The organism is Amycolatopsis methanolica 239 (assembly GCF_000739085.1).
Taxonomy (GTDB): Bacteria; Actinomycetota; Actinomycetes; order Mycobacteriales; family Pseudonocardiaceae; genus Amycolatopsis_E; species Amycolatopsis_E methanolica.
The window spans coordinates 2,526,157-2,548,288 of record NZ_CP009110.1 but is presented as its reverse complement, the minus strand read 5'-3'; the positions used below and the strand labels follow the sequence as shown (position 1 = coordinate 2,548,288).

At 73.3% G+C, this 22,132-nt stretch carries 28 protein-coding genes and 1 pseudogene; 14 read left to right on the top strand and 15 right to left on the bottom strand.

What is annotated here, in order from left to right:
* Nucleotides 1-60 precede the first annotated feature (60 nt).
* Nucleotides 61-1,383: an MATE family efflux transporter gene (locus AMETH_RS12230; protein WP_017981764.1), complete on the bottom strand. Its 1,323-nt coding sequence runs from the start codon at nucleotides 1,381-1,383 to the stop codon at nucleotides 61-63.
* Nucleotides 1,384-1,808: 425 nt separating this feature from the next.
* Nucleotides 1,809-2,810: a DHH family phosphoesterase gene (locus AMETH_RS12225; protein WP_017981763.1), complete on the bottom strand. Its 1,002-nt coding sequence runs from the start codon at nucleotides 2,808-2,810 to the stop codon at nucleotides 1,809-1,811.
* Between the two features lie 24 nt (nucleotides 2,811-2,834).
* On the opposite strand from AMETH_RS12225, the gene AMETH_RS12220 reads away from it, so the two are divergent.
* From AMETH_RS12220 to AMETH_RS12205, 5 genes and pseudogenes are all read left to right on the top strand, one after another.
* The gene (locus AMETH_RS12220) at nucleotides 2,835-3,869 is read left to right on the top strand and encodes a TRM11 family SAM-dependent methyltransferase (protein ID WP_017981762.1); all 1,035 of its coding nucleotides are present in this window, start codon (nucleotides 2,835-2,837) and stop codon (nucleotides 3,867-3,869) included.
* 64 nt (nucleotides 3,870-3,933) lie between these two features.
* Nucleotides 3,934-4,110: a ribbon-helix-helix domain-containing protein gene (locus AMETH_RS12215; RefSeq protein WP_017981761.1), complete on the top strand. Its 177-nt coding sequence runs from the start codon at nucleotides 3,934-3,936 to the stop codon at nucleotides 4,108-4,110.
* A gap of 159 nt (nucleotides 4,111-4,269) precedes the next feature.
* Complete coding sequence (locus tag AMETH_RS42035; protein WP_017981760.1) at nucleotides 4,270-4,455, top strand: VOC family protein; 186 nt, start codon at nucleotides 4,270-4,272, stop codon at nucleotides 4,453-4,455.
* Nucleotides 4,456-4,505: 50 nt separating this feature from the next.
* Nucleotides 4,506-4,676 (top strand): annotated as a pseudogene (locus AMETH_RS42030) (SAM-dependent methyltransferase); the annotation flags it as partial.
* Nucleotides 4,677-4,692: 16 nt separating this feature from the next.
* On the top strand, nucleotides 4,693-5,301 hold the full coding sequence (locus AMETH_RS12205; protein WP_323806948.1) for a class I SAM-dependent methyltransferase: 609 nt from the start codon (nucleotides 4,693-4,695) through the stop codon (nucleotides 5,299-5,301).
* A gap of 4 nt (nucleotides 5,302-5,305) precedes the next feature.
* Here AMETH_RS12205 and AMETH_RS12200 read toward each other — a convergent pair whose 3' ends face one another.
* Nucleotides 5,306-5,746, bottom strand: a complete 441-nt coding sequence (locus tag AMETH_RS12200) for an SDR family oxidoreductase (RefSeq protein ID WP_267283429.1) — start codon at nucleotides 5,744-5,746, stop codon at nucleotides 5,306-5,308.
* On the opposite strand from AMETH_RS12200, the gene AMETH_RS40045 reads away from it, so the two are divergent.
* Entirely contained in the window at nucleotides 5,745-6,089 is a 345-nt protein-coding gene (locus tag AMETH_RS40045) for a helix-turn-helix domain-containing protein (RefSeq protein WP_017981758.1), read from the top strand. The two genes, AMETH_RS12200 and AMETH_RS40045, sit on opposite strands and share 2 nt — an antisense overlap.
* Before the next feature lie 21 nt (nucleotides 6,090-6,110).
* A complete protein-coding gene (locus tag AMETH_RS40040; protein WP_323806987.1) occupies nucleotides 6,111-6,431 on the top strand; it encodes an SbtR family transcriptional regulator in 321 nt (106 codons plus the stop codon).
* Here AMETH_RS40040 and AMETH_RS12190 read toward each other — a convergent pair.
* From AMETH_RS12190 to rimP, 7 genes are all read right to left on the bottom strand, one after another.
* Nucleotides 6,419-6,802: a hypothetical protein gene (locus AMETH_RS12190; protein ID WP_017981756.1), complete on the bottom strand. Its 384-nt coding sequence runs from the start codon at nucleotides 6,800-6,802 to the stop codon at nucleotides 6,419-6,421. The two genes, AMETH_RS40040 and AMETH_RS12190, sit on opposite strands and share 13 nt — an antisense overlap.
* 199 nt (nucleotides 6,803-7,001) lie before the next feature.
* Entirely contained in the window at nucleotides 7,002-7,463 is a 462-nt protein-coding gene (gene rbfA, locus AMETH_RS12185) for a 30S ribosome-binding factor RbfA (RefSeq protein ID WP_017981755.1), read from the bottom strand.
* A 12-nt stretch (nucleotides 7,464-7,475) separates the two neighbouring features.
* Nucleotides 7,476-7,769, bottom strand: a complete 294-nt coding sequence (locus AMETH_RS12180; protein WP_017981754.1) for a DUF503 domain-containing protein — start codon at nucleotides 7,767-7,769, stop codon at nucleotides 7,476-7,478.
* Between the two features lie 67 nt (nucleotides 7,770-7,836).
* Nucleotides 7,837-10,761: a translation initiation factor IF-2 gene (infB, locus tag AMETH_RS12175; protein WP_026153043.1), complete on the bottom strand. Its 2,925-nt coding sequence runs from the start codon at nucleotides 10,759-10,761 to the stop codon at nucleotides 7,837-7,839.
* A 78-nt stretch (nucleotides 10,762-10,839) separates the two neighbouring features.
* Nucleotides 10,840-11,103: a YlxR family protein gene (locus AMETH_RS12170; protein WP_026153042.1), complete on the bottom strand. Its 264-nt coding sequence runs from the start codon at nucleotides 11,101-11,103 to the stop codon at nucleotides 10,840-10,842.
* Between the two features lie 134 nt (nucleotides 11,104-11,237).
* A complete protein-coding gene (gene nusA, locus AMETH_RS12165; RefSeq protein WP_017981752.1) occupies nucleotides 11,238-12,260 on the bottom strand; it encodes a transcription termination factor NusA in 1,023 nt (340 codons plus the stop codon).
* Nucleotides 12,257-12,790: a ribosome maturation factor RimP gene (rimP, locus tag AMETH_RS12160; RefSeq protein WP_017981751.1), complete on the bottom strand. Its 534-nt coding sequence runs from the start codon at nucleotides 12,788-12,790 to the stop codon at nucleotides 12,257-12,259. The genes nusA and rimP overlap by 4 nt, the downstream gene beginning before the upstream one ends.
* Before the next feature lie 107 nt (nucleotides 12,791-12,897).
* Here rimP and AMETH_RS12155 point away from each other — a divergent pair, with 107 nt between their 5' ends.
* Nucleotides 12,898-13,830: a ferritin-like domain-containing protein gene (locus AMETH_RS12155; RefSeq protein WP_017981750.1), complete on the top strand. Its 933-nt coding sequence runs from the start codon at nucleotides 12,898-12,900 to the stop codon at nucleotides 13,828-13,830.
* 69 nt (nucleotides 13,831-13,899) lie between these two features.
* A complete protein-coding gene (locus tag AMETH_RS12150) occupies nucleotides 13,900-14,472 on the top strand; it encodes a hypothetical protein (protein WP_017981749.1) in 573 nt (190 codons plus the stop codon).
* On the opposite strand, the gene AMETH_RS12145 is transcribed toward AMETH_RS12150, so the two are convergent.
* The 3 genes from AMETH_RS12145 to AMETH_RS37925 are packed head-to-tail and all read right to left on the bottom strand — an operon-like array spanning nucleotide 14,469 to nucleotide 16,324.
* Nucleotides 14,469-15,104, bottom strand: coding sequence for a hypothetical protein (locus AMETH_RS12145; protein ID WP_017981748.1), 636 nt, complete (start codon nucleotides 15,102-15,104; stop codon nucleotides 14,469-14,471). The genes AMETH_RS12150 and AMETH_RS12145 overlap by 4 nt on opposite strands.
* A gap of 33 nt (nucleotides 15,105-15,137) precedes the next feature.
* Entirely contained in the window at nucleotides 15,138-16,151 is a 1,014-nt protein-coding gene (locus AMETH_RS12140) for an aminotransferase class V-fold PLP-dependent enzyme (RefSeq protein ID WP_017981747.1), read from the bottom strand.
* A gap of 32 nt (nucleotides 16,152-16,183) precedes the next feature.
* Nucleotides 16,184-16,324: a CysS/YqeB C-terminal domain-containing protein gene (locus AMETH_RS37925; RefSeq protein ID WP_017981746.1), complete on the bottom strand. Its 141-nt coding sequence runs from the start codon at nucleotides 16,322-16,324 to the stop codon at nucleotides 16,184-16,186.
* A 107-nt stretch (nucleotides 16,325-16,431) separates the two neighbouring features.
* Here AMETH_RS37925 and AMETH_RS12135 point away from each other — a divergent pair, with 107 nt between their 5' ends.
* The 4 genes from AMETH_RS12135 (at nucleotide 16,432) to AMETH_RS42890 (ending at nucleotide 18,820) form a co-directional block, all read left to right on the top strand.
* Nucleotides 16,432-17,094 (top strand): rhomboid-like protein, encoded by a 663-nt coding sequence (locus AMETH_RS12135; RefSeq protein WP_017981745.1) that lies wholly within the window; start codon nucleotides 16,432-16,434, stop codon nucleotides 17,092-17,094.
* An 11-nt stretch (nucleotides 17,095-17,105) separates the two neighbouring features.
* Nucleotides 17,106-17,894, top strand: a complete 789-nt coding sequence (locus AMETH_RS12130; protein ID WP_017981744.1) for a tyrosine-protein phosphatase — start codon at nucleotides 17,106-17,108, stop codon at nucleotides 17,892-17,894.
* 160 nt (nucleotides 17,895-18,054) lie between these two features.
* A complete protein-coding gene (locus AMETH_RS42895) occupies nucleotides 18,055-18,345 on the top strand; it encodes a transposase (protein WP_017981743.1) in 291 nt (96 codons plus the stop codon).
* The gene (locus AMETH_RS42890; protein WP_081617543.1) at nucleotides 18,269-18,820 is read left to right on the top strand and encodes an IS5 family transposase; all 552 of its coding nucleotides are present in this window, start codon (nucleotides 18,269-18,271) and stop codon (nucleotides 18,818-18,820) included. Before AMETH_RS42895 ends, AMETH_RS42890 begins: the two co-directional genes overlap by 77 nt.
* Nucleotides 18,821-18,843: 23 nt before the next feature.
* Here the strand turns inward: AMETH_RS42890 and AMETH_RS12115 are convergent, their stop codons facing one another.
* Nucleotides 18,844-19,719 carry a phosphatase PAP2 family protein gene (locus AMETH_RS12115; protein WP_017981741.1) on the bottom strand — a complete coding sequence of 292 codons (876 nt, stop codon included), beginning with the start codon at nucleotides 19,717-19,719 and terminating at the stop codon, nucleotides 18,844-18,846.
* A 54-nt stretch (nucleotides 19,720-19,773) separates the two neighbouring features.
* Between AMETH_RS12115 and AMETH_RS12110 the strand changes: the two genes are divergently transcribed.
* The gene (locus AMETH_RS12110) at nucleotides 19,774-20,988 is read left to right on the top strand and encodes an amidohydrolase family protein (protein WP_017981740.1); all 1,215 of its coding nucleotides are present in this window, start codon (nucleotides 19,774-19,776) and stop codon (nucleotides 20,986-20,988) included.
* Here AMETH_RS12110 and AMETH_RS12105 read toward each other — a convergent pair.
* Entirely contained in the window at nucleotides 20,967-22,112 is a 1,146-nt protein-coding gene (locus AMETH_RS12105; protein ID WP_017981739.1) for a serine hydrolase domain-containing protein, read from the bottom strand. The genes AMETH_RS12110 and AMETH_RS12105 overlap by 22 nt on opposite strands.
* Between the last annotated feature and the right edge of the window lie 20 nt (nucleotides 22,113-22,132).

The following is a 22,132-nucleotide window of genomic DNA, read 5'->3' as shown; positions in this document are numbered from 1 at the left end:
GCTGAAACTTACCTGTTACCGGGGTGTTTTCAGCCACACGGCCCAGCGCGGGCCACCCGTTCAGCGGACCGCGCCGATCACGGTCCAGCCGTCCGAGCGCCAGCGGGCCACCACCGCGGTCAGGCGCAGCACCATGAACAGCGACAGGCCGGTCCAGATGCCGGTCAGCCCCCAGCCGAAGCCGAGCGAGGCCCAGATCAGCGGCAGGAACCCGAGGGCGGCGCTGACGAGCGTCGCGGTGCGGAGGAAGGCCGCGTCGCCCGCGCCGAGGAGCACTCCGTCCAGCGCGAACACCACGCCCGCGATCGGTTGCAGCGCCACGAAGAACCACCAGGCGTGCGGCACCTCGCCGAGCACGCCAGGGTCGGACGTGAACGCGTGCGGCAGCACCTGCGACACCGCCGCGAACACCACGCCGAGGAAACAGCCCATGATCAGCCCGTAGCGCGTGATCTGCCCGGCCACACCGCGCGCCTGCCGCGCCGAGCCCGCCCCCAGCGCCGCCCCGACCAGCGACTGGGCCGCAATGGCGACCGAGTCCAGCACGAGGGAGAGGAACGTCCACAGCTGCAGCACGATCTGGTGCGCGCCGACGGCCGCCGTCGAGGTGCGGGCCGCGACCGCGGCGGCGGAGACGAAGCAGGCCTGGAAGGCGAGGCTGCGCAGCACCAGGTCCCGGCCCAGGCCGAGCTGCGCGCGCATCACCTTCGGGTGCGGCTTGAGCGACACCTTCTCGGCCACGAGGGCCCGCAGGAACAACCCGGCGCTGATCACCTGGGCGACGACGTTCGCGACGGCCGACCCTTCGAGCCCCCAGTCCGCGACGTAGACGAGCAGCGGGCAGAGGACCGCGGAGATCCCGTTGCCGGCCAGGACGTACCGCAGCGGGCGGACCGCGTCCTGCACTCCGCGCATCCAGCCGTTGCCCGCCATCGTGATCAGGATCAGCGGCGCCCCGAACAACGCGATGCGCAGCCAGGACACGGCCGCCGCGGCGACCTCGTCACTGCCGGACAGGACCCGCGCGACCGGGCCCGCGAGCAGCTGCCCCGCGCCGAGCACGACCAGGCCGACGAGGACCGCCAGCCAGGTCGCCTGGACACCTTCGCTGACCGCTTCGGCGCGCCGGCCCGCCCCGTGCAGGCGGGCGGTGCGCGAGGTGGTGCCGTAGGACAGGAACGTCAGCTGGGTCGAGACCTGGGCCAGCACGACCCCGCCGACGGCGAGCCCGGCCAGCGGAAGGGCCCCCAGATGCCCGACGACGGCCGTGTCGACCAGGACGTACAACGGCTCGGCCGCGAGGACCCCCAGCGCCGGCACCGCCAGGCCCAGCACGCGCCTGGCAGGCACCTTCTCCCCGGCGGTTTCCACGGTTTCGGACACGAGGGCAGGTTAACCGGGGGCACCGACAAGATCAGCCGCGCGGCCGCGGCTTGGCGGCGCCGCCCTCCCCGGAGGGGGTGGCCGCTCCGGAAGGGGGCCGCCACTCGAGGCCAACCGCCGCTCAGCGGCGCTGGGATCGCGGGGCCGTGGCCGGCATGGCCGGAGCTCCCGGCAGGTGCGGCAGCCCCCCAGCAGGCGCGGTAGCTCCCTCCGGAAGGGCAGCTTTCGGCGAGGCGGCAGCTCCCGGCGGGGGCGGCAGCTCCCCGCCGGCGGGGGCAGTTGCTCCCGGGGGGCCCGCCACCCGCGGTGAAGCGCCGCTCTGCGGCGCGGGACCGCAAGGTCACGGCCAGACCGCTGGGCCACCAGCAGCGAAGTGCCCGCCGCTCCGCGGCGCCGGGACCGCCGGGTCGGCAGACCTCTCCAGGTCAGCCCAGCAGCGGCGCCTCCTCCAGCGCACGCCGCACCATCGCCAGGCCCTCCTCGGCCGTGCCGTGGATCGTGCAGCCTGCCGCCAGCCGGTGGCCTCCGCCGCCGAGGCTGCGGGCGGCCTGGGAGACGTCGATCTTGCCGATCGCCCGGAACGACACCGACCACTCCCCCGGCGCCTGCTCCTTCAGCACCACCGCGACCTCGGCCTCGCGCGTCGAGCGGATCACGTCCACCACGCCCTCGACCTCCTCCAGCCGCACCGTCGCGGCCACGTCGGCGGTCACCACGGCGTGCACGAGCCCGAACCCCTGCGCCGACTCCGGCTCCAGCCGCGCGGACGCCAGGACGGTCGACAGCATCGGCAGCCACGCGAACGGGTGGTCGTCGATGATCTCCCGCGCGAGCCGGTCCGGGTCGACCCCGGCCTCGAGCAGCCGGGCCGCCGCGCGGTGGGTCGACGGCCGCGCCCGCCGGAAGCCACCCGTGTCGGTGACCAGCCCGGCGTACAGGCACCGCGCGATCGGCTCGTCCAGCGCCACCCCCAGCTCGTCCAGCAGCGCCAGCACCAGCACCGCGGTCGCCTCGGCGGTGTCGTCGACCAGGTGCACCGAGCCGTACCGCAGGTTCGACGCGTGGTGGTCGACCACGAGCACCTCGCCCCCGGCGGCGCGCGTCGCGTCCACCCGCCCGGCCAGCGAACCCAGCCGCGCCGGGCTCGGCGTGTCCAGGCAGATCAGCAGCCCCGCCGACGGCGGCACCTCGTCGGCGGGCACGAACAGGTTGTCGGCGTCCAGGCCGCGCAGGCTCTCCGGCACCTCGGCCGGCTCGGCGAAAGACACGCGCACCGTCGCGCCCCGCTGGTAGAGCGCGCGACCGAGGGCCAGCGCGCTGCCGAGCGCGTCGGCGTCCGGGCGGACGTGGGCCAGCAGGGTGACGTCGTTCGCTTCCCGCAGCAGCCCTGCGGCGCGCGGGAAGTCGAGCTGGGCGGAGGTGCTCATGCGGGCAAGCTACGCTTTTTCCCGATGTTCGACTACGGGATCCTCCTCTACCCCGGCGCCAACCGCGTCTACGCGGACGCCTCCGCCGGTCTGCTGCGCGCCGAACTGACCGTGTTCGGCGAGGCACTGCGCACGCCGCCGGCCGAGATCGGCGAGCGCCGGATCGGCGGCGTCACCTACGTCACGTTCACCACCGCGGAGCCGCTGTCCGAAGAGGACCTCCGGCTGCTGTCGAACCTCTCGTCGCTGTACGCGCTGTTCGAGTTCAGCGGCGATCTACTGCGCCCGCTGGAGATCGCGCCGCTGGACAAGCTCGACTCCGACCTGCTGACGATCCAGAAGTACCCGGGCAAGACCAACGAGCTGTTCACCAAACTGCTGCTCAACGTCACGCTGCTCTCCCGGTCCCGGCCCACCGAGTTCCTGGACCGGCCGCTGCACGTGGTGGACCCGTTGTGCGGCCGCGGGACCACGCTGAACCAGGCGATGATGTACGGCCTGGACGCGACCGGACTGGACGTCGACAAGCGGGATTTCGAGGCCTACGAACGGTTCATCAAGACCTGGCTGCGGCAGAAGCGCGTCAAGCACAACGCCGACTCCGGTCCGCTGCGGCGGCACAAGCACCGCCTGGGCCAGCGCCTGGAGATCTCCTACGCGCTGGACAAGGAACGCTGGAAGGCCGGCGACGCGCGCCACGTCACGTTCTTCAACGCCGACACCCTCACCACCGACGAGCTGCTCAAGGCAGGCTCGGCGGACGTCGTGGTCGCCGACGCGCCCTACGGCGTCCAGCACGGCAGCCACCAGCCCGACGAACTCGCGCGGAGCCCCCGGGACCTGCTGGCGGCCGCCGTGCCGGTGTGGGCGCGCGTGCTCAAGCCGGGTGGCGCGCTGGGCCTGAGCTGGAACACGCACGTCGCCAAGCGCGACGAGATCGCCGGCATCCTCGGCCGGGCCGGCCTGGAAGTCCGCTCCTCCGGGCCGTGGGAGGGGTTCGAGCACCGGGTGGACCAGGCGATCCTGCGGGACCTGATCGTCGCCCGCAAACCCGCCTGACCCCGGCCTGACACCACACTTCCGGGACAGCGGAGCCTTCCGCCTAGCTTGCTAGCCCCGGCTCGTGGGCGACGAGGAAGTCAAGCAGTTCAACGTCTACCTGCCGGTCGGCCTGATCAAGCAGGTCAAGCACCGTGCCATCGAGTCGGGATCGTCGCTGTCGGCGCTGGTCGCCGACGCGTTGCGGGCCTACCTCGCCGGCCCGTCCGACGGACAGCCGAACGCGCGGAAGGGGAGCTGACATGGCCACCGACGGGTTCGCGGCGGTGTTCCTGGAACCCGCAACTGGGGCAGGGCCGCGAAGTTCTTCCAGTCCCTGGGGTGCACGCTCGACTTCGAGACCGACCACAACTCGGGCCGGCTCCGCAACGGCGACGGCCCGTACGTCTTCATCGCCGAGGTGCCCGAGGACCGCACGCCGCAGACCCGGATCGTGCTCGCGGTTCCCGACGCGGACGCGTTCGAGCCCGGCCCGGGCGTCGAGGTCGTCACCCCGTTCGAGGACACCCACTACGGCACGCGGGAAGCGACCGTGCGCGATCCGGACGGGCGGCTCTGGTCGCTGCAGGCCCCGGCCGGGAAGTGACGCCGGTGGAACCGGACCACATCACGGTCCGGGTGGCGCTGTGGCGGGCGATGCACCTCGACGTCGACGCCCCGCCACCGGTGTTCGGCGACGACATCGGCCTGCGGCTCGCCGCGCCGGGCGACAACTGGCGGCGGCGCCCGGACATGGACCCGGACGCCACCAGGAGTTTCCGGGCGGGCGTTGTGGCTCGCGCCCGGTTCGTCGAAGACCTGGTCCTCGACGAGGCCGGACGCGGTGCCGGCCAGTACGTCGTCCTCGGAGCCGGGCTGGACTCCCTTCGCCCAACGCCGGCCCGAGCTCGGCGGCCGCCTCCGGGTGTTCGAGATCGACCAGCCCGGCACGCGGGCCTGGAAACGGCGGCGGCTGACCGAACTGGGCTACCCGGTGCCGGACTGGCTCCGGCTGGTGCCGGTCGACTTCGAAGCCGGTCAGTCCTGGTTGGACCGGCTGGTCGCGGCAGGTTTCGATCCGGGCAGGCGCGCTGTCGTCGCCTCGACCGGCGTCTCCATGTACCTCGCGAAGGGGACCACCGCCGCCACTCTGCGCCAGATCGCCGGACTCGCCCCGGGATCCACACTCGCCATGACCTTCCTGCTGCCGGTCGAACTTGTCGACGAAGCGGACCGGCGCGGTCTCGAGACGAGCACACGCGGAGCCCGGAACTCCGGCACCCCGATCGTCAGCTTCTACTCCCCGGAGGAGATGCTGACAATGGCGCGTGAGGCGGGTTTCGCCCACGTGCGGCACGTGCCGGGAACCGCGCTGGCCGACCGGTACTTCACCGGGCGGCCCGACGGGCTGCGGCCGTCGAGCGGCGAGGACTTCCTGGTGGCGACCACCTGAGCGATCAGACCCCGACCACCTGCTCGGCCGGCTCCCCCGTCGTGGCCATGCCCCACAGGATCTCGGCGAGGTCGGCTGGGTCGACGCGCTCCGGGTCGAAGCCACGGCGGGCCTCCTCCGAGGCGTCGAACAGCTTCTCGGCGTCGCTGCCGCGGATGAGCGCACCGATGGTGATCCCGGCCGCGGTGACGCCCGTGCCTGCCACGGCGGCGCGCAGCGCGAGCACATCGTTGCGCAGCGAGCCCTGGGCCGCTCCACCGCCGGCCAGCACCGGCTCGGGGTTCTTCGCCGACGAGCCGAACCCGTAGAGCAGCGCACCCGAGCCACGCTCCAGCATCCCCGGCAGCATCAGCCGCGTCAGCGACACCGGCGCCAGGACCACGGTCTCGAACACCGCCCGCAGGGTCTCCACATCGAGGTCGCGCACCGGCTTCAGCCGTGCCATGTCCACGGAGCCGTTGATCACCGCGACGTCGACCGGCCCGATGTCCGACAGCAGCCGTCCGTGCGTGTCGAGACGCCAGCCGGTCCGCGCCGCGCGCCACCAGCGCGACCTGGTAGCCCTCCTCGCCGAACCGGCGGGCCGTGGCCCCCTCCGCCGCGACGCGCAGCGCAACCGCGAGCTGCTGGTCGCCGCCGCGCGCGAGGTGTTCGGCGAGAAGGGGCTGGACGCGCCGCTGGAGGAGATCGCCCGGCGGGCCGGGGTCGCGATCGGGACGCTCTACAGCCGGTTTCCCACACGGATGGACCTGGTGGAGGCGGCGTTCGGCGGCCTGCTCGACCGCTGAACCGGCGAGGCCGAGCAGGCACTGAAGGCGGACGACCCGTGGGACGGGCTGGTCGAGCTGATCATGCGGACCTGCGAGCTGCAGACGATCGACCGCGGCGTGACCGAGCTCTGCACGAGCGCGCTACCCGACGCACCGGGGCTGCGAGCCGCCCGGGAACGCGTCGGTGAGGTGTGCGAGAAAGTGCTGGCACGCGCCCACGACGCCGGCGTGCTGCGGCCGGACTTCGGGCTCGACGACCTGGCCTTCGCCATCGCGGCCATCACGCGGGCGGCGCCGCTCGGCGACTGGCGCCGCCACCTGACGTTCCTGCTGGACGGGATCCGGCCTCAGGACACCTGAGCGGCGGGCACCACGCCGAACTTGCGGGTCACGAAGCACCAGAACAGCGGCACGGCCTCGTCGACGGGGCGCTCGTCCGCCTCACCGTCGGCGCCCAGGTGCTCGACGCGCACCAGGCCGGGGCCGACGGCGGACCGCCGCGACCACGGCCCGGACACGACGACCGCGCCCCACGGCGCCCGCGGCACCGGCCGGTCGACGACGATCAGGTCACCCAGCGACGTCGTGCCGAGCAGGACGGTGTTCGCGGCGAGCACGCTGTCCACGACCTCGGACATGGGGCGGTAGACCGGCCGCGCGGCGGCGAGCCGGTGGAACTCCGCGGCGATCTCGGCCCAGGGCCGGGAGCGGAACGGGTACAGCCATCCCATCGACCTCACGCGGACCCCCTCAGATCGCGTCGCAGCGGCAGTGCTGCGGCAATCCAAGCACCGCCGGTCAAGAGCGGGCGGGACCGTACCAGTCGCCATCGCGACGCAGCCGCAACCCGACGCACCGCGAGCCAAGAGCAAGCGCGGCTGCTTCTCGTCGGCCTCACGGGAAGCGGCAACTCCGCGACAACCCACGCGGTTACTCCTCGTCGGAGTCGTCCTCGTCGGAGTCGCGGGGCTGCTTGTACGGATCCGGGTCGCCGGCGTGCTGCGCGGCGGCCGCGCGCCGGGCCAGTTCGGCGTCGGCCTCGCGCGCCTTCGCCAGCAGGTCCTCGATGTGCCGGGCCTCGTCCGGGATGGTGTCCGCGACGAACGTCAGCGTCGGCGTGAACCGCACCCCGGTGCCCTGCCCGACGCGGCTGCGCAGCACGCCCCGCGCCGACTCCAGCGCGGCGGCCGCGCCCGGGAAGTCCGGCTTCGACTCGAGGTTCTCCCCCAGCACCGTGTAGTACACGGTCGCGTCGTGCAGGTCCGCGGTGATCTTCGCGTCGGTGATCGTCACGTTCTTCAACCGCGGGTCCTTGATCTCGTGCTCGATCGCCGACGCCACGATCTGCGAAATCCGTTTGGACAGCCTGCGGGCGCGAGCCGGATCGGCCATCACGCACTCCCCTTAGTCTTCTGGCCCGACGAAGCGGCGGTGGGCGGAGAGCAGCTCCAACTCGGGGCGCTGCGCCACCAGCCGTTCACAGCCGTCGAGCACGTCACGAACATGTGCACCGTCGGCCGCCACCACCGCCACCCCGATCAGGGCTCTGCGGTGCAGGTCGAGGTGGCCTGCCTCGGCGACCGACACCTCGAACCTGCGGCGGACCTCGGCGATCAGCGGCCGCACCAGCGACCGCTTCTGCTTCAGCGAATGGACGTCACCGAACAGGACGTCGAGCTCGAGCGCGCCTACGTACATCGGTTCCCTGTCCCAGGTGAGGACGCGGGGCCGGTCACCAGACCGGCCCCGCGAACCACTACCCGACTCAGACGCGCGGCTTCTCGCGCTGCTCGTAGGTCTCGATGACGTCGTCGACCTTGATGTCGCTGTAGGACCCGAGCGTCAGACCGCACTCGTAGCCCTCGCGGACCTCGACCACGTCGTCCTTGAACCGCCGCAGCGAGCTGACCGGCAGGTTCTCGGCGACGACCACGTTGTCCCGCAGGAGACGCGCCTTCGCGTTGCGGCGGATCTCCCCGGACTGCACGAGGCAACCGGCGATGGTGCCGAACTTGGAGGACTTGAAGACCTCCCGGACCTCGGCGCGGCCCAGCTCGACCTCTTCGTACTCCGGCTTGAGCATGCCCTTGAGGGCCTGCTCGATCTCGTCAATCGCCTGGTAGATCACCGTGTAGTACCGGACGTCGACGCCCTCGCGGTTGGCCCGCTCGGTCGCCTTGCCCTCGGCCCGCACGTTGAAGCCCAGGACGATCGCGTCGGAGGCCGTCGCCAGGTCGATGTCGCTCTCGGTGACACCACCGACGCCGCGGTGGACCACGTTCAGCTCGACCTCGTCGCCGACGTCCAGCTGCATGAGCGACGCTTCCAGGGCCTCGACCGTACCGGAGTTGTCACCCTTGATGATCAGGTTGAGGCTGTTGGTCTCCTTCAGCGCGGAGTCCAGGTCCTCCAGGCTGACGCGCTTGCGCTTCGCGGCGTTCTGCGCGTTGCGGATGCGGGCCTGGCGGCGCTCGGCGATCTGCCGGGCCACCCGGTCCTCCTCGACGACGAGGAACGTGTCGCCCGCGCCAGGCACCGACGTGAAGCCGATGACCTGGACCGGACGCGAGGGCAGCGCCTCGGTGACGTCCTCGTTGTACTCGTCGACCATCCGCCGCACGCGGCCGTACGCGTCACCGGCGACGACCGAGTCGCCGACCCGCAGGGTGCCGCGCTGGACCAGCACGGTGGCCACCGGGCCGCGGCCGCGGTCGAGGTGCGCCTCGATCGCGACACCCTGGGCCGGCATGTCCGGGTTGGCCCGGAGGTCCAGGGTGGCGTCCGCGGTCAGCAGGATCGCCTCGAGCAGCCCGTCGATGTTGATGTTCTCGCGGGCGGAGATGTCGACGAACATGGTGTCGCCGCCGTACTCCTCCGCCACGAGGTTGTACTCGGTGAGCTGCTGGCGGATCTTCTGCGGGTTCGCGCCTTCCTTGTCGATCTTGTTGACCGCGACCACGATCGGCGCCTTGGCCGCCTGGGCGTGGTTGATCGCCTCCACCGTCTGCGGCATGACGCCGTCGTCCGCGGCGACCACGATCACCGCGATGTCGGTGGAGTTCGCACCACGGGCACGCATGGCGGTGAACGCCTCGTGACCCGGGGTGTCGATGAAGGTGATCAGGCGCGGGTTGCCGTCGAGCTCGGTCTCGACCTGGTAGGCGCCGATGTGCTGGGTGATGCCGCCGGCCTCCCGCTCGTGCACCCGCGTCTTGCGGATGGTGTCGAGCAGGCGGGTCTTACCGTGGTCGACGTGACCCATGACGGTCACCACCGGCGGGCGGACCTGCAGGTCCTCCTCGCCGCCCTCGTCCTCACCGTAGGTGATGTCGAAGGTCTCCAGCAGCTCGCGGTCCTCCTCCTCGGGGGAGACGACCTGGACGTTGTAGTTCATCTCCGAGCCGAGGAGCTCCAGCACCTCGTCCGAGACGGACTGCGTCGCGGTGACCATCTCACCCAGGTGGAACAGCACCTGCACCAGCGAGGCCGGGTTCGCGTCGATCTTCTCCGCGAAGTCGGTCAGCGAGGCGCCGCGCGGCAGACGGATGGTCTCGCCACTGCCCTTGGGCAGCCGGATGCCACCGACCGACGGCGCCTGCATGTTCTCCATGTACTCCTGGCGCTTCTGCCGCTTCGACTTGCGGCCCTTGCGCGAGGGTCCACCGGGACGGCCGAAGGCACCGGCCGTGCCGCCGCGGCCACCGCCGCCGCCACGACCGCCGCCACCGCGGAAGCCACCGCCGGCGGGGGCGCCACCGCCACCACCGGGGCGGAAACCGCCGCCACCGCCGCCGGGACCGCCACGCGGAGCGCCGCCGCCACGGGGACCACCGGGTCCGCCACGGCCCGCGCCCGCACCACCGCGGCCGCCACCGGGACCACCACGGCCCGCGCCGCCGGGACCACCGCCGGGCCGCTGCACGCGGCCGGGCATCATGCCCGGGTTCGGACGCGGCGGCATGTTGCCCGGGTTCGGGCGGGCGCCGCCACCGGGACGCGGAGCCGGACGGTCACCGCCGCCGGAACGCTCGGCCGGGCGCTCGCCGCCCTGGCCGCCGGGACGTGCCGGCGGACGCGGCGCCGGGGCGCCCTGGCCGACACCGAACGGGTTGTTGCCGGGCCGCGGGGCGCGCGGACCGGGCTTCGGCCCGGGCTTGGGGCCCTGCGGCTTGGGCGGCACCACCGAGCCGGACTGGCCGGAGCCACCCGCGCCGGGACGCGGCACCGGGGGCTTGGGTGCCTGGGGCTGCGCCTTCGCGGCCGGGGCCTGCTGCTGCGGAGCCGGCTGCTGGGCCGGACGCTGCTGCTGCGGGGCCGGCGCCTGGGGCGCGGGGGCCTGCGGCGCAGACGCCTGGGGCGCCGGGGCCTGCTGCTGCGGGCCGGGACGCGGGCCGGGCTTGGCGCCCGGGACCGGGCGCGCCTGCGGCTGCTGCTGACGCGGCGCGGCCGGCTTGGGAGCCGCGCCGTTGCCGTTCCCGGCCGGCGGTCCCGGCCGGGCGCCGCCGGACCGGCCGGCGGGCTTGCTGTCCTTGGTGACGAAGGCGTCACGCAGCCGCCGGGCAACGGGTGCCTCGACGGTCGACGACGCCGACTTCACGAACTCGCCCTGCTCCTTCAGCTTGGCGAGAACTTCCTTGCTCGTAACCCCGAGCTCCTTCGCGAGCTCGTGCACACGGGCCTTGCCTGCCACTGCTCTCCTCAACTGGTGAGGCCGGGCGGCAAAACCCGCTCGACCTCGTCCTATCGTCGCGCGTTCATGGCTTCAGCTTCACGGCTGACTCATGACGGGTCGACCTGCTTCCTTCGTTCCATCCGGACCGGGGACGCTCCCCTGTCCATGCTTCCCGGCGTCCTGCCCCAGGTGCTCGCGCAGCTCCGCCACGTCGAGCGTCCCGTGGACCCTCAGGGCCCTGGGGAACGCCCGCCGCCGCTCGGCCTTGGCCAGGCACTCCGGCCCGGGGTGCAACCAGGCACCCCTCCCCGGCAGCCGCCGACGCGTGTCGGCGACCAGCCGCCCGTCCAGCGCGACCACTCGCAGTAGTTCACCGACGGGAGCCCGCTTCTTGCACCCCACGCACGTGCGCACCGGGGTGTCGCCCCGGTGCTTCGAGCATGCTGTACCCGAGCGCGAGCTCCGCACCACCGTCGAGTTTAACTCCTGGCCTGTCACTCAGCCGAACCGGTTGTCGCTGCGGGCGTGGCGTCCTCCTCGGAGGCCGCCGCGTCGCTGCGGATGTCGATCCGCCACCCGGTCAGCCGGGCGGCCAGGCGGGCGTTCTGGCCCTCCTTGCCAATGGCCAGGGACAGCTGGAAGTCCGGCACGACCACGCGGGCCGTCTTCGCGCGCTCGTCCACCACCCGTACCGAAACAACCTTCGCCGGGCTCAGCGCATTCCCGACGAAGCGAGCCGGATCCTCGGAGTAGTCGACGATGTCGATCTTCTCACCCCCGAGCTCGCTCATCACGTTGCGCACCCGCTGGCCCATCGGGCCGATGCAGGCGCCCTTCGCGTTGACGCCCGGCACGGTGGACCGGACGGCGATCTTGGTGCGGTGCCCGGACTCGCGGGCCACCGCGGCGATCTCGACGGTGCCGTCGGCGATCTCGGGGACCTCCAGCGCGAACAGCTTGCGCACCAGGTTCGGGTGGGTGCGCGAGAGCGTGATCGACGGGCCGCGGGCGCTGCGCGACACGGTGACCACGAACGCCTTGATGCGCTCGCCGTGCTCGTACCGCTCGCCGGCCACCTGCTCGCCGGGGGGAATCACCCCCTCGGTGTCGCCGACCTGCACGATCACCATGCCGCGGGCATTGGCCCGCGCGTCGCGCTGGATCACGCCGGCGACGATCTCGCCCTCGCGGGTGGAGAACTCGCCGTAGGTCTTCTCGTGCTCGGCGTCGCGCAGGCGCTGCAGGATGACCTGCCGCGCGGTGGTCGCCGCGATGCGGCCGAAACCCTCGGGGGTGTCGTCCCACTCCTCGTCGACTTCGCCGTTCTCGTCCAGCGTGTGCGCGAGGACGCGCACGACGCCGGTCTTGCGGTCGATGTCGATGCGGGCGTGCGGCTGGTGCCCCTCGGTGTGCTTGTAGGCCGTCAGCAGCGCGGTCTCGATGGCCTCGATGACCGTTTCGAAGGGGATGTCCTTGTCCCGCTCGATCGCGCGCAGGGCCGCGATGTCCACGTTCACTTCGGATCCTCCTCCGGCTCGCCCGCGTTGTGCTCCGAGGCGTCCTGGTCGAGCAGCTTCAGCTCCTCGGTCGGTGGTTGCCTGAACTCGATCTCGATCACGGCCTTGGCCACGTCGGCGTAGGCCACGTCCCGGACCGCACCGTCCACCAGCACCCGCACCGAGTCCTCGCCCGCGTGCCCGACGCGGCCGACGTACTCGGCGCCCTCCCGCGGCGTGATCCGCACGAGGCGGAACCGCGAGCGGCGCCAGTGGCGGGGGCGGGTCAGCGGGCGGTCGACGCCGGGCGAGGTCACTTCGAGCGTGTAGGCGCCCGCGATCAGCTGCTCGTTCTCGTCAAGCGCGGCCGAGACGGCACGGCTGACGTCGGCGACCTCGTCGAGTCCCACGCCGTCGTCGGAATCGACGACGACCTTGACGAGCTTGCGGCGGCCCGCCTGCTGGACGTCGAGCGCGTCGAGGTCGAAACCCGCGCCGGACACGGCTTCGGCCACGATCGGCTCGAGCCGGGCGGCGAGTTCTCCAGGCACCTTGGCGCTCTCCTGTTTGGTGTGTTGTCGGTTGGTGAGGGACAAGCTTATCTTGTTGGCCCCGGTCACCGCCCGTGGTCACCGGTCCCCTGGCAGGATGGGCGCACGTGAGACCCCGTACCCGTCGTGACGTCCTGCGCGCGAGCGCGCTCGCGGCACTGGCCGCGCCCCTCGCCGCGTGCGCAACCGGCTACTCCGACGAACCGGATCCGCTGGCCCTGCTGGCCGAGCAGGCCCGTGCCGACGCTGCCGCGGCCGACGCCGTGGCCGTGTCCGCATCCGCCGACGCGGACGTGGCGCGCCAGTACTCGGCGGCCCGCACCGCGCACGCGCGGGCCCTGCAGTCCGAAGTGGACCGGCTCAACCGGCCGAAGTCGCAGGCGAGCGCCGTCGTGCCCGCCGAGCAGGGCATGGCGGGGCTGAAGCAGCGGCTGGCCACCGCCCGTCAGCAGGCCGAGGCCCTGGTCGGCGGGCTGCCGCGGTACCGGGCCGGGCTGGTGGCCGCCGTCGCGGGCGGCTGCGCCGGGCTGCAGCAGGTCGGCACCAAGCTGGGGCCGGGCGCCGAGCCCGGCCAGGTGACCGCGACGGCGTCGGCCATCCCGCCGGAGTCGGTCGGGCCGGTGCAGCAGGCCCTGTCGGCCGAGCACGCGGCCCTGTGGATCTACGGGCTGGTCAGCGCGTTCCTGCCGGGCAACTACACCGCGGGGGTCGCCGACGGCACCGCCGAGCACCAGGACCGCCGCGACGCGTGCGTGCGGATGCTGACCGCCGCGGGCGTGGAGCCGGGGGTGGCCGAGCCCGCCTACATCCCGCCGCGACCGGTCACGGACGCGACGTCGGCGAAGAGCGTGGTCGCCACCGCGGAGGCCGACGCCGCCACGGCCTGGCGGGGCGTGCTGGAGCAGACCGACGACGCGGCGCTGCGGGACGTGGCGCTGAAGGCGCTGCTCGCCTCGGCGCGGCGCGGCACCCGCTGGCGCGAGGCGGCGGGCGAGCAGCCGACGGCGATCGTGCTGCCCGGCTCGGCCGCCCAAAGCTGACTGGGGGCGCGCGACGGCGCGTGGCGACATAACCTTCCCCGGACACGTTCGACGCCCGAGGACGCCCCTTTGCTGACCCTGACCCGCACCCTGGCCGGCCTGTCCGAAGACGGCGCCGCCCGCCTGCGCGGCCTGCTGCTGCGCCAGCTGATCCGGATGCCGCACGGGCGGCCCGGCGAGTTCGTCGTGCTGCACCTGTTCCTGATCCCGCCCGAGCCCGGCGGCAGCCGCTACGCGCTGTACGAGGTCGCGCAGCCGCTCGTCGACGAGCCGTTGCCGCAGGTGCAGGGCCGGGCGCTGAGCGAGCTCCAGTCCGCCCACGGCGATCCGCGCCTGGTGCCCGGCGCCGACCAGGGCTGGCGGGACGCCGACCCCGGCCGCCGCGGCGTCTACCTCGGCACCGGCGCCCGGTTCACCGGCTCGCGGCCCGGCATCACCGGCACGACGATCGCCCGGCTGGTCGACCACACCGCGGTGATGTTCGTCCTGGACGAGGGGCACCAGCCGGTGTTCCTGCAGAGCTCGAAGGAGCTGGTCGTCGCGGGCGAGCGGCTCCCGCCGTCACCGGAGATCCCCGCGCTGGGCAAGCCGCCGTTCCTGCTGATCGACTCGCTGGTCGCCTACCTGCGCAACGCCGGTTAAGCGCCCGGCGCGAGGTCCAGCGCCTCCTTGCTGATGCGCTGCAGCGTGGCCTCGTCGGAGTGGCCGTCGAAGAAGGCGGACAGCACGATGGTCACCGAGGCGCCGGTGACGCGGGACAGATAGTCGCCGTCGGCGAGTTTCGGTGCGCCCGGGATCTTCGCCGTGCCATCGCGCACCAGGTCGTTCACGTTGCCGGTGCCGTCAGTGTCGGCGAGCTTCTTCAGCTGCTGCGCGTCCTCCGGGGCGGGCATGGCCACGACCGCGACCGACACCAGCGCGCGGCCGGCCCCGCTGCTGGTCGTGTAGAGGGCGCGGGTCAGCCGCTGGCACGGGTGCTGCGTGAAGAACTGCCTCACCTGCGAGTAGGAGTTCGCCGCGCAGTCGGTCGCGCCCACCGGGCCGTCGCTGACCACGAACTGGAACTCCTTGGCCTGCGACTGGGCCGCCGGCGGGGCCTCGTCGGAGGAGCCGCCGCGGACCAGCCACCACACGAGTCCCGCCACGACCGCCACCGCCACCAGTCCGGCGGCCTTGAGCAGCGGGCCGCCCGCGCGCCGGGACGGCGGTCCGGCGGGGATCCGGGGCAGCGGCGCGGTGTCGCCGCGGCCGGGAGTGAACTGCGCACTAACCACGGGGGGACACCGTAGCTCACTCGGCCGGGTGACTCACCGCAGCGCGTCCAGAACCCGTTCGACGTCGTCCTCGGTGTTGTAGAGATGGAAGCCGACGCGCGCCCGGCCCGCGCGGACGCTGGCCGTGACCCCGGCACGGGCGAGCGCGGCCGGATCGGCGTCCAGCGCCACGATCGCGCTGCCCTGTTCCGGCAGGCCGAGCCTGGTCAGCAGGGTGTCGGCCAGTTTGACGTCGTGCGCGCGGACCGCGGTCAGGTCCAGCGAAGCCAGGTACGGCAACGCCACCGCCGCGCCGGCGTGCGCGAACCACACCGGCGACACGTCGAACCGGCGCGACCCCTCGGCCAGGCGCAGCGGCATGCCGTAGGTGGCCTGCCACGGGTCCTCGCCCGCGTACCAGTTGGCGGCGACGGGCACCGTGCGCCCGGCGGCGCGCGGGTGCACCGCCAGCCAGGCGCAGCCGCGCGGGGACATCAGCCACTTGTAGCCCGCGGCCACCACCCAGTCGGCCCACTCCAGGTCCAGCGGCATCCAGCCGGCAGCCTGGGTCGCGTCGAGGGCGACCGGGACGCCCGCGGCTTCGGACTCCGCGCGCAGGGCGTCCAGGTCCGCCAGCGCGCCGTCCCTGGACTGCGCGACGCTCACGACCACCAGGTCGTGGCCGCGGACGGCGCCGGGCAGCTCGGCGACCGGGACCTCGGTGACGCGCGCGCCGCGGGCGGCGAACGGGAACGTCGCGCTGGTGAACTCCCCCTCGGCGGTCAGCACGCGGGCGCCGTCGGGCAGCCCGGCCGCGACGCTCGCGAGCAGCTGCGACACGGCCGCGCCGATGGCGATCCGGTCCGCGGGCACGCCGACGAGCCGCGCGAAGGACTCCCGGGCCCGCGCGACGAGCGGGTCGAAGTCGCCGGGCTGGTGGGCGCCGGCGCGCCAGGCCTCGACGGACGCCGCCACCGCGTCGGCCACCGCCGCGGGCGGGATCCCGATGCTCGGAGTGTTGAGGTATCCGGCGGGGACGTCGAACTCGGCTCCGAAGGCTGTGCGCATGCCTGGACGCTAACCGACCTCCGCGGCAACGGTCACCGCGATTTCTCCGCGGCCGGGCGCCACTGCTGTTCGTGCGACCGCCGCTCGCGCACCACGGCGCCGAGGCCCTGCGCCCGGTCCCGCAGCTCCGCCGCCGCGCCGGGCTCACCGTCGCGCAGGCGCGTTCGCGGCACGGAGCAGATCGTGCGCCTCGGCCGACGCTGCCCCGGACGGGTGGTCACAGTGTTTTCACAGCGCGCGCGGGAAGACTGCGATCGTGCCTAGGTTGCTGCCCAGCCCCGTGAGCACCCCGTTCACGTTCTGGTACCTCGTGCTGCTGCTGGCCACCACCGCGCTGCAGCACCTGCTCGGCGAGACGGTCTCGGCGCGCCTGCTGGAGCTGGCCAGCACCGACGCGCACAACCTGTGGCACCGGGCGGTGATGAGCCTGGTCAGCAGCGCGCTGTGGCTCGGCGACGACGGCTCGCTCGTGTACGTGATCATCTTCACGTTCGCCGTCGCCCCGCTGGAGCGCCGGATCGGGGCGGGGTGGACGTGCGCGGTCTTCGCGAGCGGGCACGTGCTCGCGACGCTGGCGACCGAGCTGCCGGTCATGTGGGCGCTCGCCGAGGGGTTGCTGCCCGCCACCGACAGCCGCTGGCTCGACATCGGGGTCAGCTACGGGTTCTTCGCCACCGCCGGCGCGCTCGTGCCGGTGCTGGCGCGCCGGTTCCGGCTGTGGACCGTCCCCGCGATCGAGGCCGGGATCGTCGTGATCTACCTCATAAACGGGCCCGGGACGCTGGGCGGGATCGTGACGTTCGCCGGGCACCTGATCGCCTTGCACATCGGGATGCTGGGCTGGTGGCGGTGGTTGCTGCGGCGCGGGGTCACCGGCACGCTCCCGGCGCCGGCCGGACCCGGCGACCGCGCGCGGCCCTTGGCGGGATCGGCGGCGCGGTGAACCATGGGGTCATGCACTGGCTCGAACTGGAGGGGGCGGTCAACGCCCGCGACGTCGGCGGCCTGCCCACCGAGGACGGCGGCGCGGTCGCGGAGCGGCGGCTGCTGCGGTCGGACAACCTGCAGGGGCTCACGCCACGCGACATCAAGGTCCTGGTCGACGACTTCGGCCTGACGACGGTGGTCGACCTGCGCGGCACCCCCGAGGTGACCAAGGAGGGCCCGGGGCCGCTGACCAGCGTCGAGTCGGTGCGGCACCACCACTACTCGGTCCTGCCGGAGAGCGGCGGCACCACCGACGCGACGGCCGACGACATCAGTGACGCCCTCTACCTGAAGCGGCGGCAGCGAACGATCGAGCGGTTCCCCGACGACGTGATGACCGCGCTGTACCTGGGTTACCTGGAGGACCGGCCGGAGAGCATCGTCGGCGCCCTGCGCACGATCGCCGGCGCGCCGGGCGCGGCGCTGGTGCACTGCGCGGCGGGCAAGGACCGGACCGGCGTGGTGACCGCGTTCGCGCTCACGGTCGCCGGGGTGCGGCGGGACGCGGTGATCGCCGACTACGCCGCCAGCGGCGAGCGGATCCACGAGATCCTGGACCGGCTGCGCGCCTCCCCCACCTACGCGCCGGACCTGGACAAGCGCCCGGACGACGACGACCACCGCCCCAAGCCGGAGACGATGTCGCTGTTCCTCGGAGAGGTCGGCCGGCGCTACGGGGGCGTCGTGACGTGGCTGGACGCGCACGGCTTCGACGCGGCCGACGTGGCCGAGCTGCGCGGCAAGCTGCTCGGCTGACGCCTAGGGCGTGTTTGACAAAGATCGCGGTTGGGGGCTGGGATGCTGCTGGTCGTGTCGCGGTTTCAGATGCTCTCGGATGAGCAGTGGGTGTTGATCAAGGATTTGTTGCCGGCGCGGGACGGGTAGGCCGGGGCGTCCGTTTTCGGATGCGCGGGCGATGGTGGAGGGGATCATCTACCGCTACCGCTGCGGGCTCGCGTGGCGGGATGTGCCGGCGGTGTTCGGGCCGTGGCAGACGATCTGGACCTGGCACCGCCGGCTGGCCCGGGAGGGCACCTGGGATGTGGTGCTGCAGCGACTCCAGGCCGCCGCGGACGCGACCGGGCTGATCGACTGGTCGGTGTCGGCCGACTCCACCATCGCGCGGGCGCATCAGCACGCCACGACCATCACCCGCCACACAGGGGGCTGGATCGAACTACACGAAACCCGGCATCGAGCCGCCTGATCACGCTATCGGCCGCTCGCGTGGCGGCTGGACCACCAAGATCCACCGTGTCGTCGACGGGAACGCACGCGCACTGGCCACCCTGCTGACACCGGGGCAGGCCGGGGACTCACCGATGTTCGAACCGCTGATGGCCCGCCTGCAGGTGCCCCGACAGGGCGGCGGGCGAGCACGGACCCGCCCCGACCGGGTGCGCGCAGACAAGGCCTACTCCTCCCGAGCCATCCGCACACACCTACGCAGGCGGGGGATCCGGGCGGTGATCCCCGAACCGGCCGACCAAGCAGAACACCGGAAACGCCGCGGTTCCCGCGGTGGACGACCACCTGCCTTCCACGCCCAGGACTACCGCGGCCGCAACGTCATCGAACGCAGCTTCAACCAGCTCAAACAATGGCGCGGCATCGCCACCCGATTCGACAAACTCGCCACCCTCTACCGCGCCGCCATCCTCATCCACGACGCCATCACCTGAACAAAGGCATTGTCAGACACGCCCTAGGTGGCCAGGCGCCGCCAGGACAGCAGGAACACCAGCGCCGCGACGATCGACCCGGCGGAGGCGAACGATCCGGCGCCCAGGTAGATCACCCACTCGTCCGCCCCGGCCAGGCCCTCGCGCGCCAGCGGGACACCCCACAGGATGGCGCCGAGGGTCAGGCCGGCCAGGGCGGCGAGCCCCGCGAAGGCGCCGATGACCACCCGGCCGATCCGGCGGTTTCCCTCGTACGGGTGCACCGCGCCGCGCCGCGCGAGCCACCACGACGCCAGCCCCGCCAGCGCGAGGGCGATCGCGTCGGCGGCGAGGGTGTCGGACAGGCGGTGCCACTTCGCGGTGAGCGTGTACTGGCCGATGCCCACCGCCCACGGCAGCACGACCAGCATCACCACGCCGCGCCAGCGGTACGGCGCGACGATCACGGCCGCGAACAAGACGGTCATGGCGATCGTGGTGTGGCCACTGGGCAGGCTGTTGTGGCCGAAGTCGCCCGTCACCGGCACCAGCGCGGGCCGGACCAGCACGAACCGCTTCAGCACCTGCACGACCACCTGGCCGAGCACGATCACCCCGACCGCCGCGACCGCGAGGTCCCAGCGGCGGCGGAGCGCGCCCGTCAGCGCGATGAGCAGCGTCGCCCCGGCCAGCGAGTAGACCGTGATCTCGTCGAGCGCCTGCCACGCCTGCCCCGACTCCGCCGCGTCCGCCTGGTCGGCGCCCCGCAGCGCGGCGTTCTCCAGCGCCTGTCCACTCGCCGTCCACACGGCCAGCAGGTAGACCGCCACCGTCAGCGCGGCCGCCACGGCGGCGATCACCAGCCACCGCCGCGATGAAACACCGGCGGTCCGCCGGACCACCTCGTCGTCCACCACCACCCCCCCAGGATGGATCAAGCCGGTCCTCCGCGCCTGTCGTGCGATGCTGGCCGGGTGACGGGCCTGTACCTGACCGGCGTGCGCCCATGGGGCGGCGAACTGTCCGATGTGGAGATCCGCGACGGCCGGATCGCGGCGGTGACCGCGGCCGGCGGCCCCGCACCGGAGGGCGTGCCGCTGCTGGCGGGCGAGGGGCGGTTGCTCGTCCCCTCGTTCTCCGACGTGCACGTCCACCTGGACTCCACGCGGCTGGGCCTGCCATGGCGGCCCAACGACTCCCCCGGCGGGGTGTGGGCGAACATGCTGCACGACCGCGCCCACTGGCGGGACGGCGGGCCGCCGATGGCCGAGCGGTCCACGCACATGCTCGGCCTGCTCATCGCGCACGGCGTCACCCGCGTCCGCGGCTACGCCCAGGTCGACGCGGACTGCGAGCTGGAACGCCTGGAAGCCGTCGTCGCCGCGCGGGAGGCGCACGCCGGCCGGGCCGACGTCGAGATCATCGCCTTCCCGCAGGCCGGGCTGCTGCGCGAACCCGGCGTGCCTTCGCTGATGGAAGCCGCGCTGCGGGCAGGCGCCGGCGTGATGGGCGGCATCGACCCGTGCGGCGTCGACGGCGACCCGGTGCGGCACCTCGACATCGTGTTCGACCTCGCCGACCGGTACGGGGTGCCGGTGGACGTCCACCTGCACGAGCCCGGCGAGCTGGGCCTGTTCAGCCTCGGGCTGATCATCGAGCGGACGCGGGCGCTGGACTTGCGCGGCCGGGTCACCATCTCGCATGCCTTCACCCTCGCCCACACCCCGCCGCCGCGGCTGGACGAGGTGCTCGCCGAGATGGCCGAGCTGGACATCTCGGTCGCGACCGTCGCGCCGCCCGGCCGCAACACGCTACCGCTCACCCGGCTGACCGAGGCCGGCCTGCGCGTCGGCCTCGGCGACGACGGGCAGCGCGACTACTGGTCCCCCTACGGCAACGCGGACCTGCTCGACCGCACCTGGCAACTGGCGTTCACCAACGGGTTCCGCAACGACCACCTCGTCGAGCACGCGCTGGCCGTGGGCACCTGGGGCGGCGCGACGGTGCTCGACCCGTCACTGCCGCGGCTGCGGGGCGTGGACGACCGCCCCGGGCTCGCGGTCGGCGACCCGGCGGAGCTGGTGCTGCTCGACGGCGAGGCGCCCGCGGCCGCCGTGCAGGACCGGTTGCCGCACCGCACGGTGGTCCACGCCGGCCGGGTGGTCGCTCACGACCTGGCGCTGGTGTGAAGGAGCGCGCCGACGGCGAGTTCGTAGATCCCGCGCAACCGCTCGAACAGCGCGGGGTCGCTGTCCGGGGTGATCTGCGCGGTGGCGCTGACGGCGACGGCCCGGCGGCCGTCCAGGGTGGCCGCGGCGAACTGCGTGTAGCCCGGGGTGTTGCCGGTGTGCCCGTAGACGCGGCCGTACCGCGTGTCGTAGCGGAAGATGCCGAGGCCGGCCGCGTTGACGCCCGGCCCGGGCGGTTCCGAACCGCCCGGCCGGAACGTGAGCTGCGCGGCGCGCACCGCCGGGTGCAGGAGGGCCCTATAACCGCCGATGAAGCGCGCCAGATCGGCCGGTGTGGACACCACTCCGCCGGAGGCCCAGCTCCAGCCCGCGGCGACGAGCGTGGTCACGTCCTCAGCGCCGTCGTAGCCGTGCAGGTGCGGTTCGGGCAGCGCGGAGCCGCGCGGCAGGCTGATGCGGCCGAGCCCCAGCGGCTGCGTGACGTGCTGCCGCAGCAGGTCTTCGTAGCGCGCACCGGTCGCGGCCTCGCACACCAGCGCGACGAGGATGTTGTCCGAGTTGGAGTAGGCGTACCTGGTGCCAGGCGCGAACAGCGGGCCGGGGTCGTCGAGGTAGCCGAGCAGGTCGCGCGGGGGCGGCGGGTCCTGCAGGGACGCCAGCAGCGCGTCGCGGAACCGCTGCGACCGGCTGAAGTCCGGGATCCCGCTGGTGTGGCCGAGCAACTGGCGGAGGGTCACCCCCGACCACTGCCGGGGGAAACCGTCCAGCCGCAGCCCGACCGTGTCATCGAGCCCCAGCCGGCGGCGGCTCACCAGGGACAGCGCGGTCGCGGCGCTGAACGCCTTCGCCACGCTCGCCACACGCATGTGGTCGTCGGGCCGCGGTTTCCGGCCGGTCGCCACATCGGACACGCCGACGCTGTGGAAGGCCGTGCCCTGGCTCCGTCTGAACGCGACGGTGATGGCGGGCGGACCGCCTGGCGCGCCTTGCAGTTCGCGCATCGCCTCCCGCAGGGCGCGCTCGACGGGTGGTGATTCACCGGCCACCGCGCGGCCCGTGAGGACCGTGCACCCGGCCGTGCCGAGTGCCCCCAGCTTCAGGACCGTCCTGCGCGACAGTGCCATCGAGCGAGGGTAACACCGCG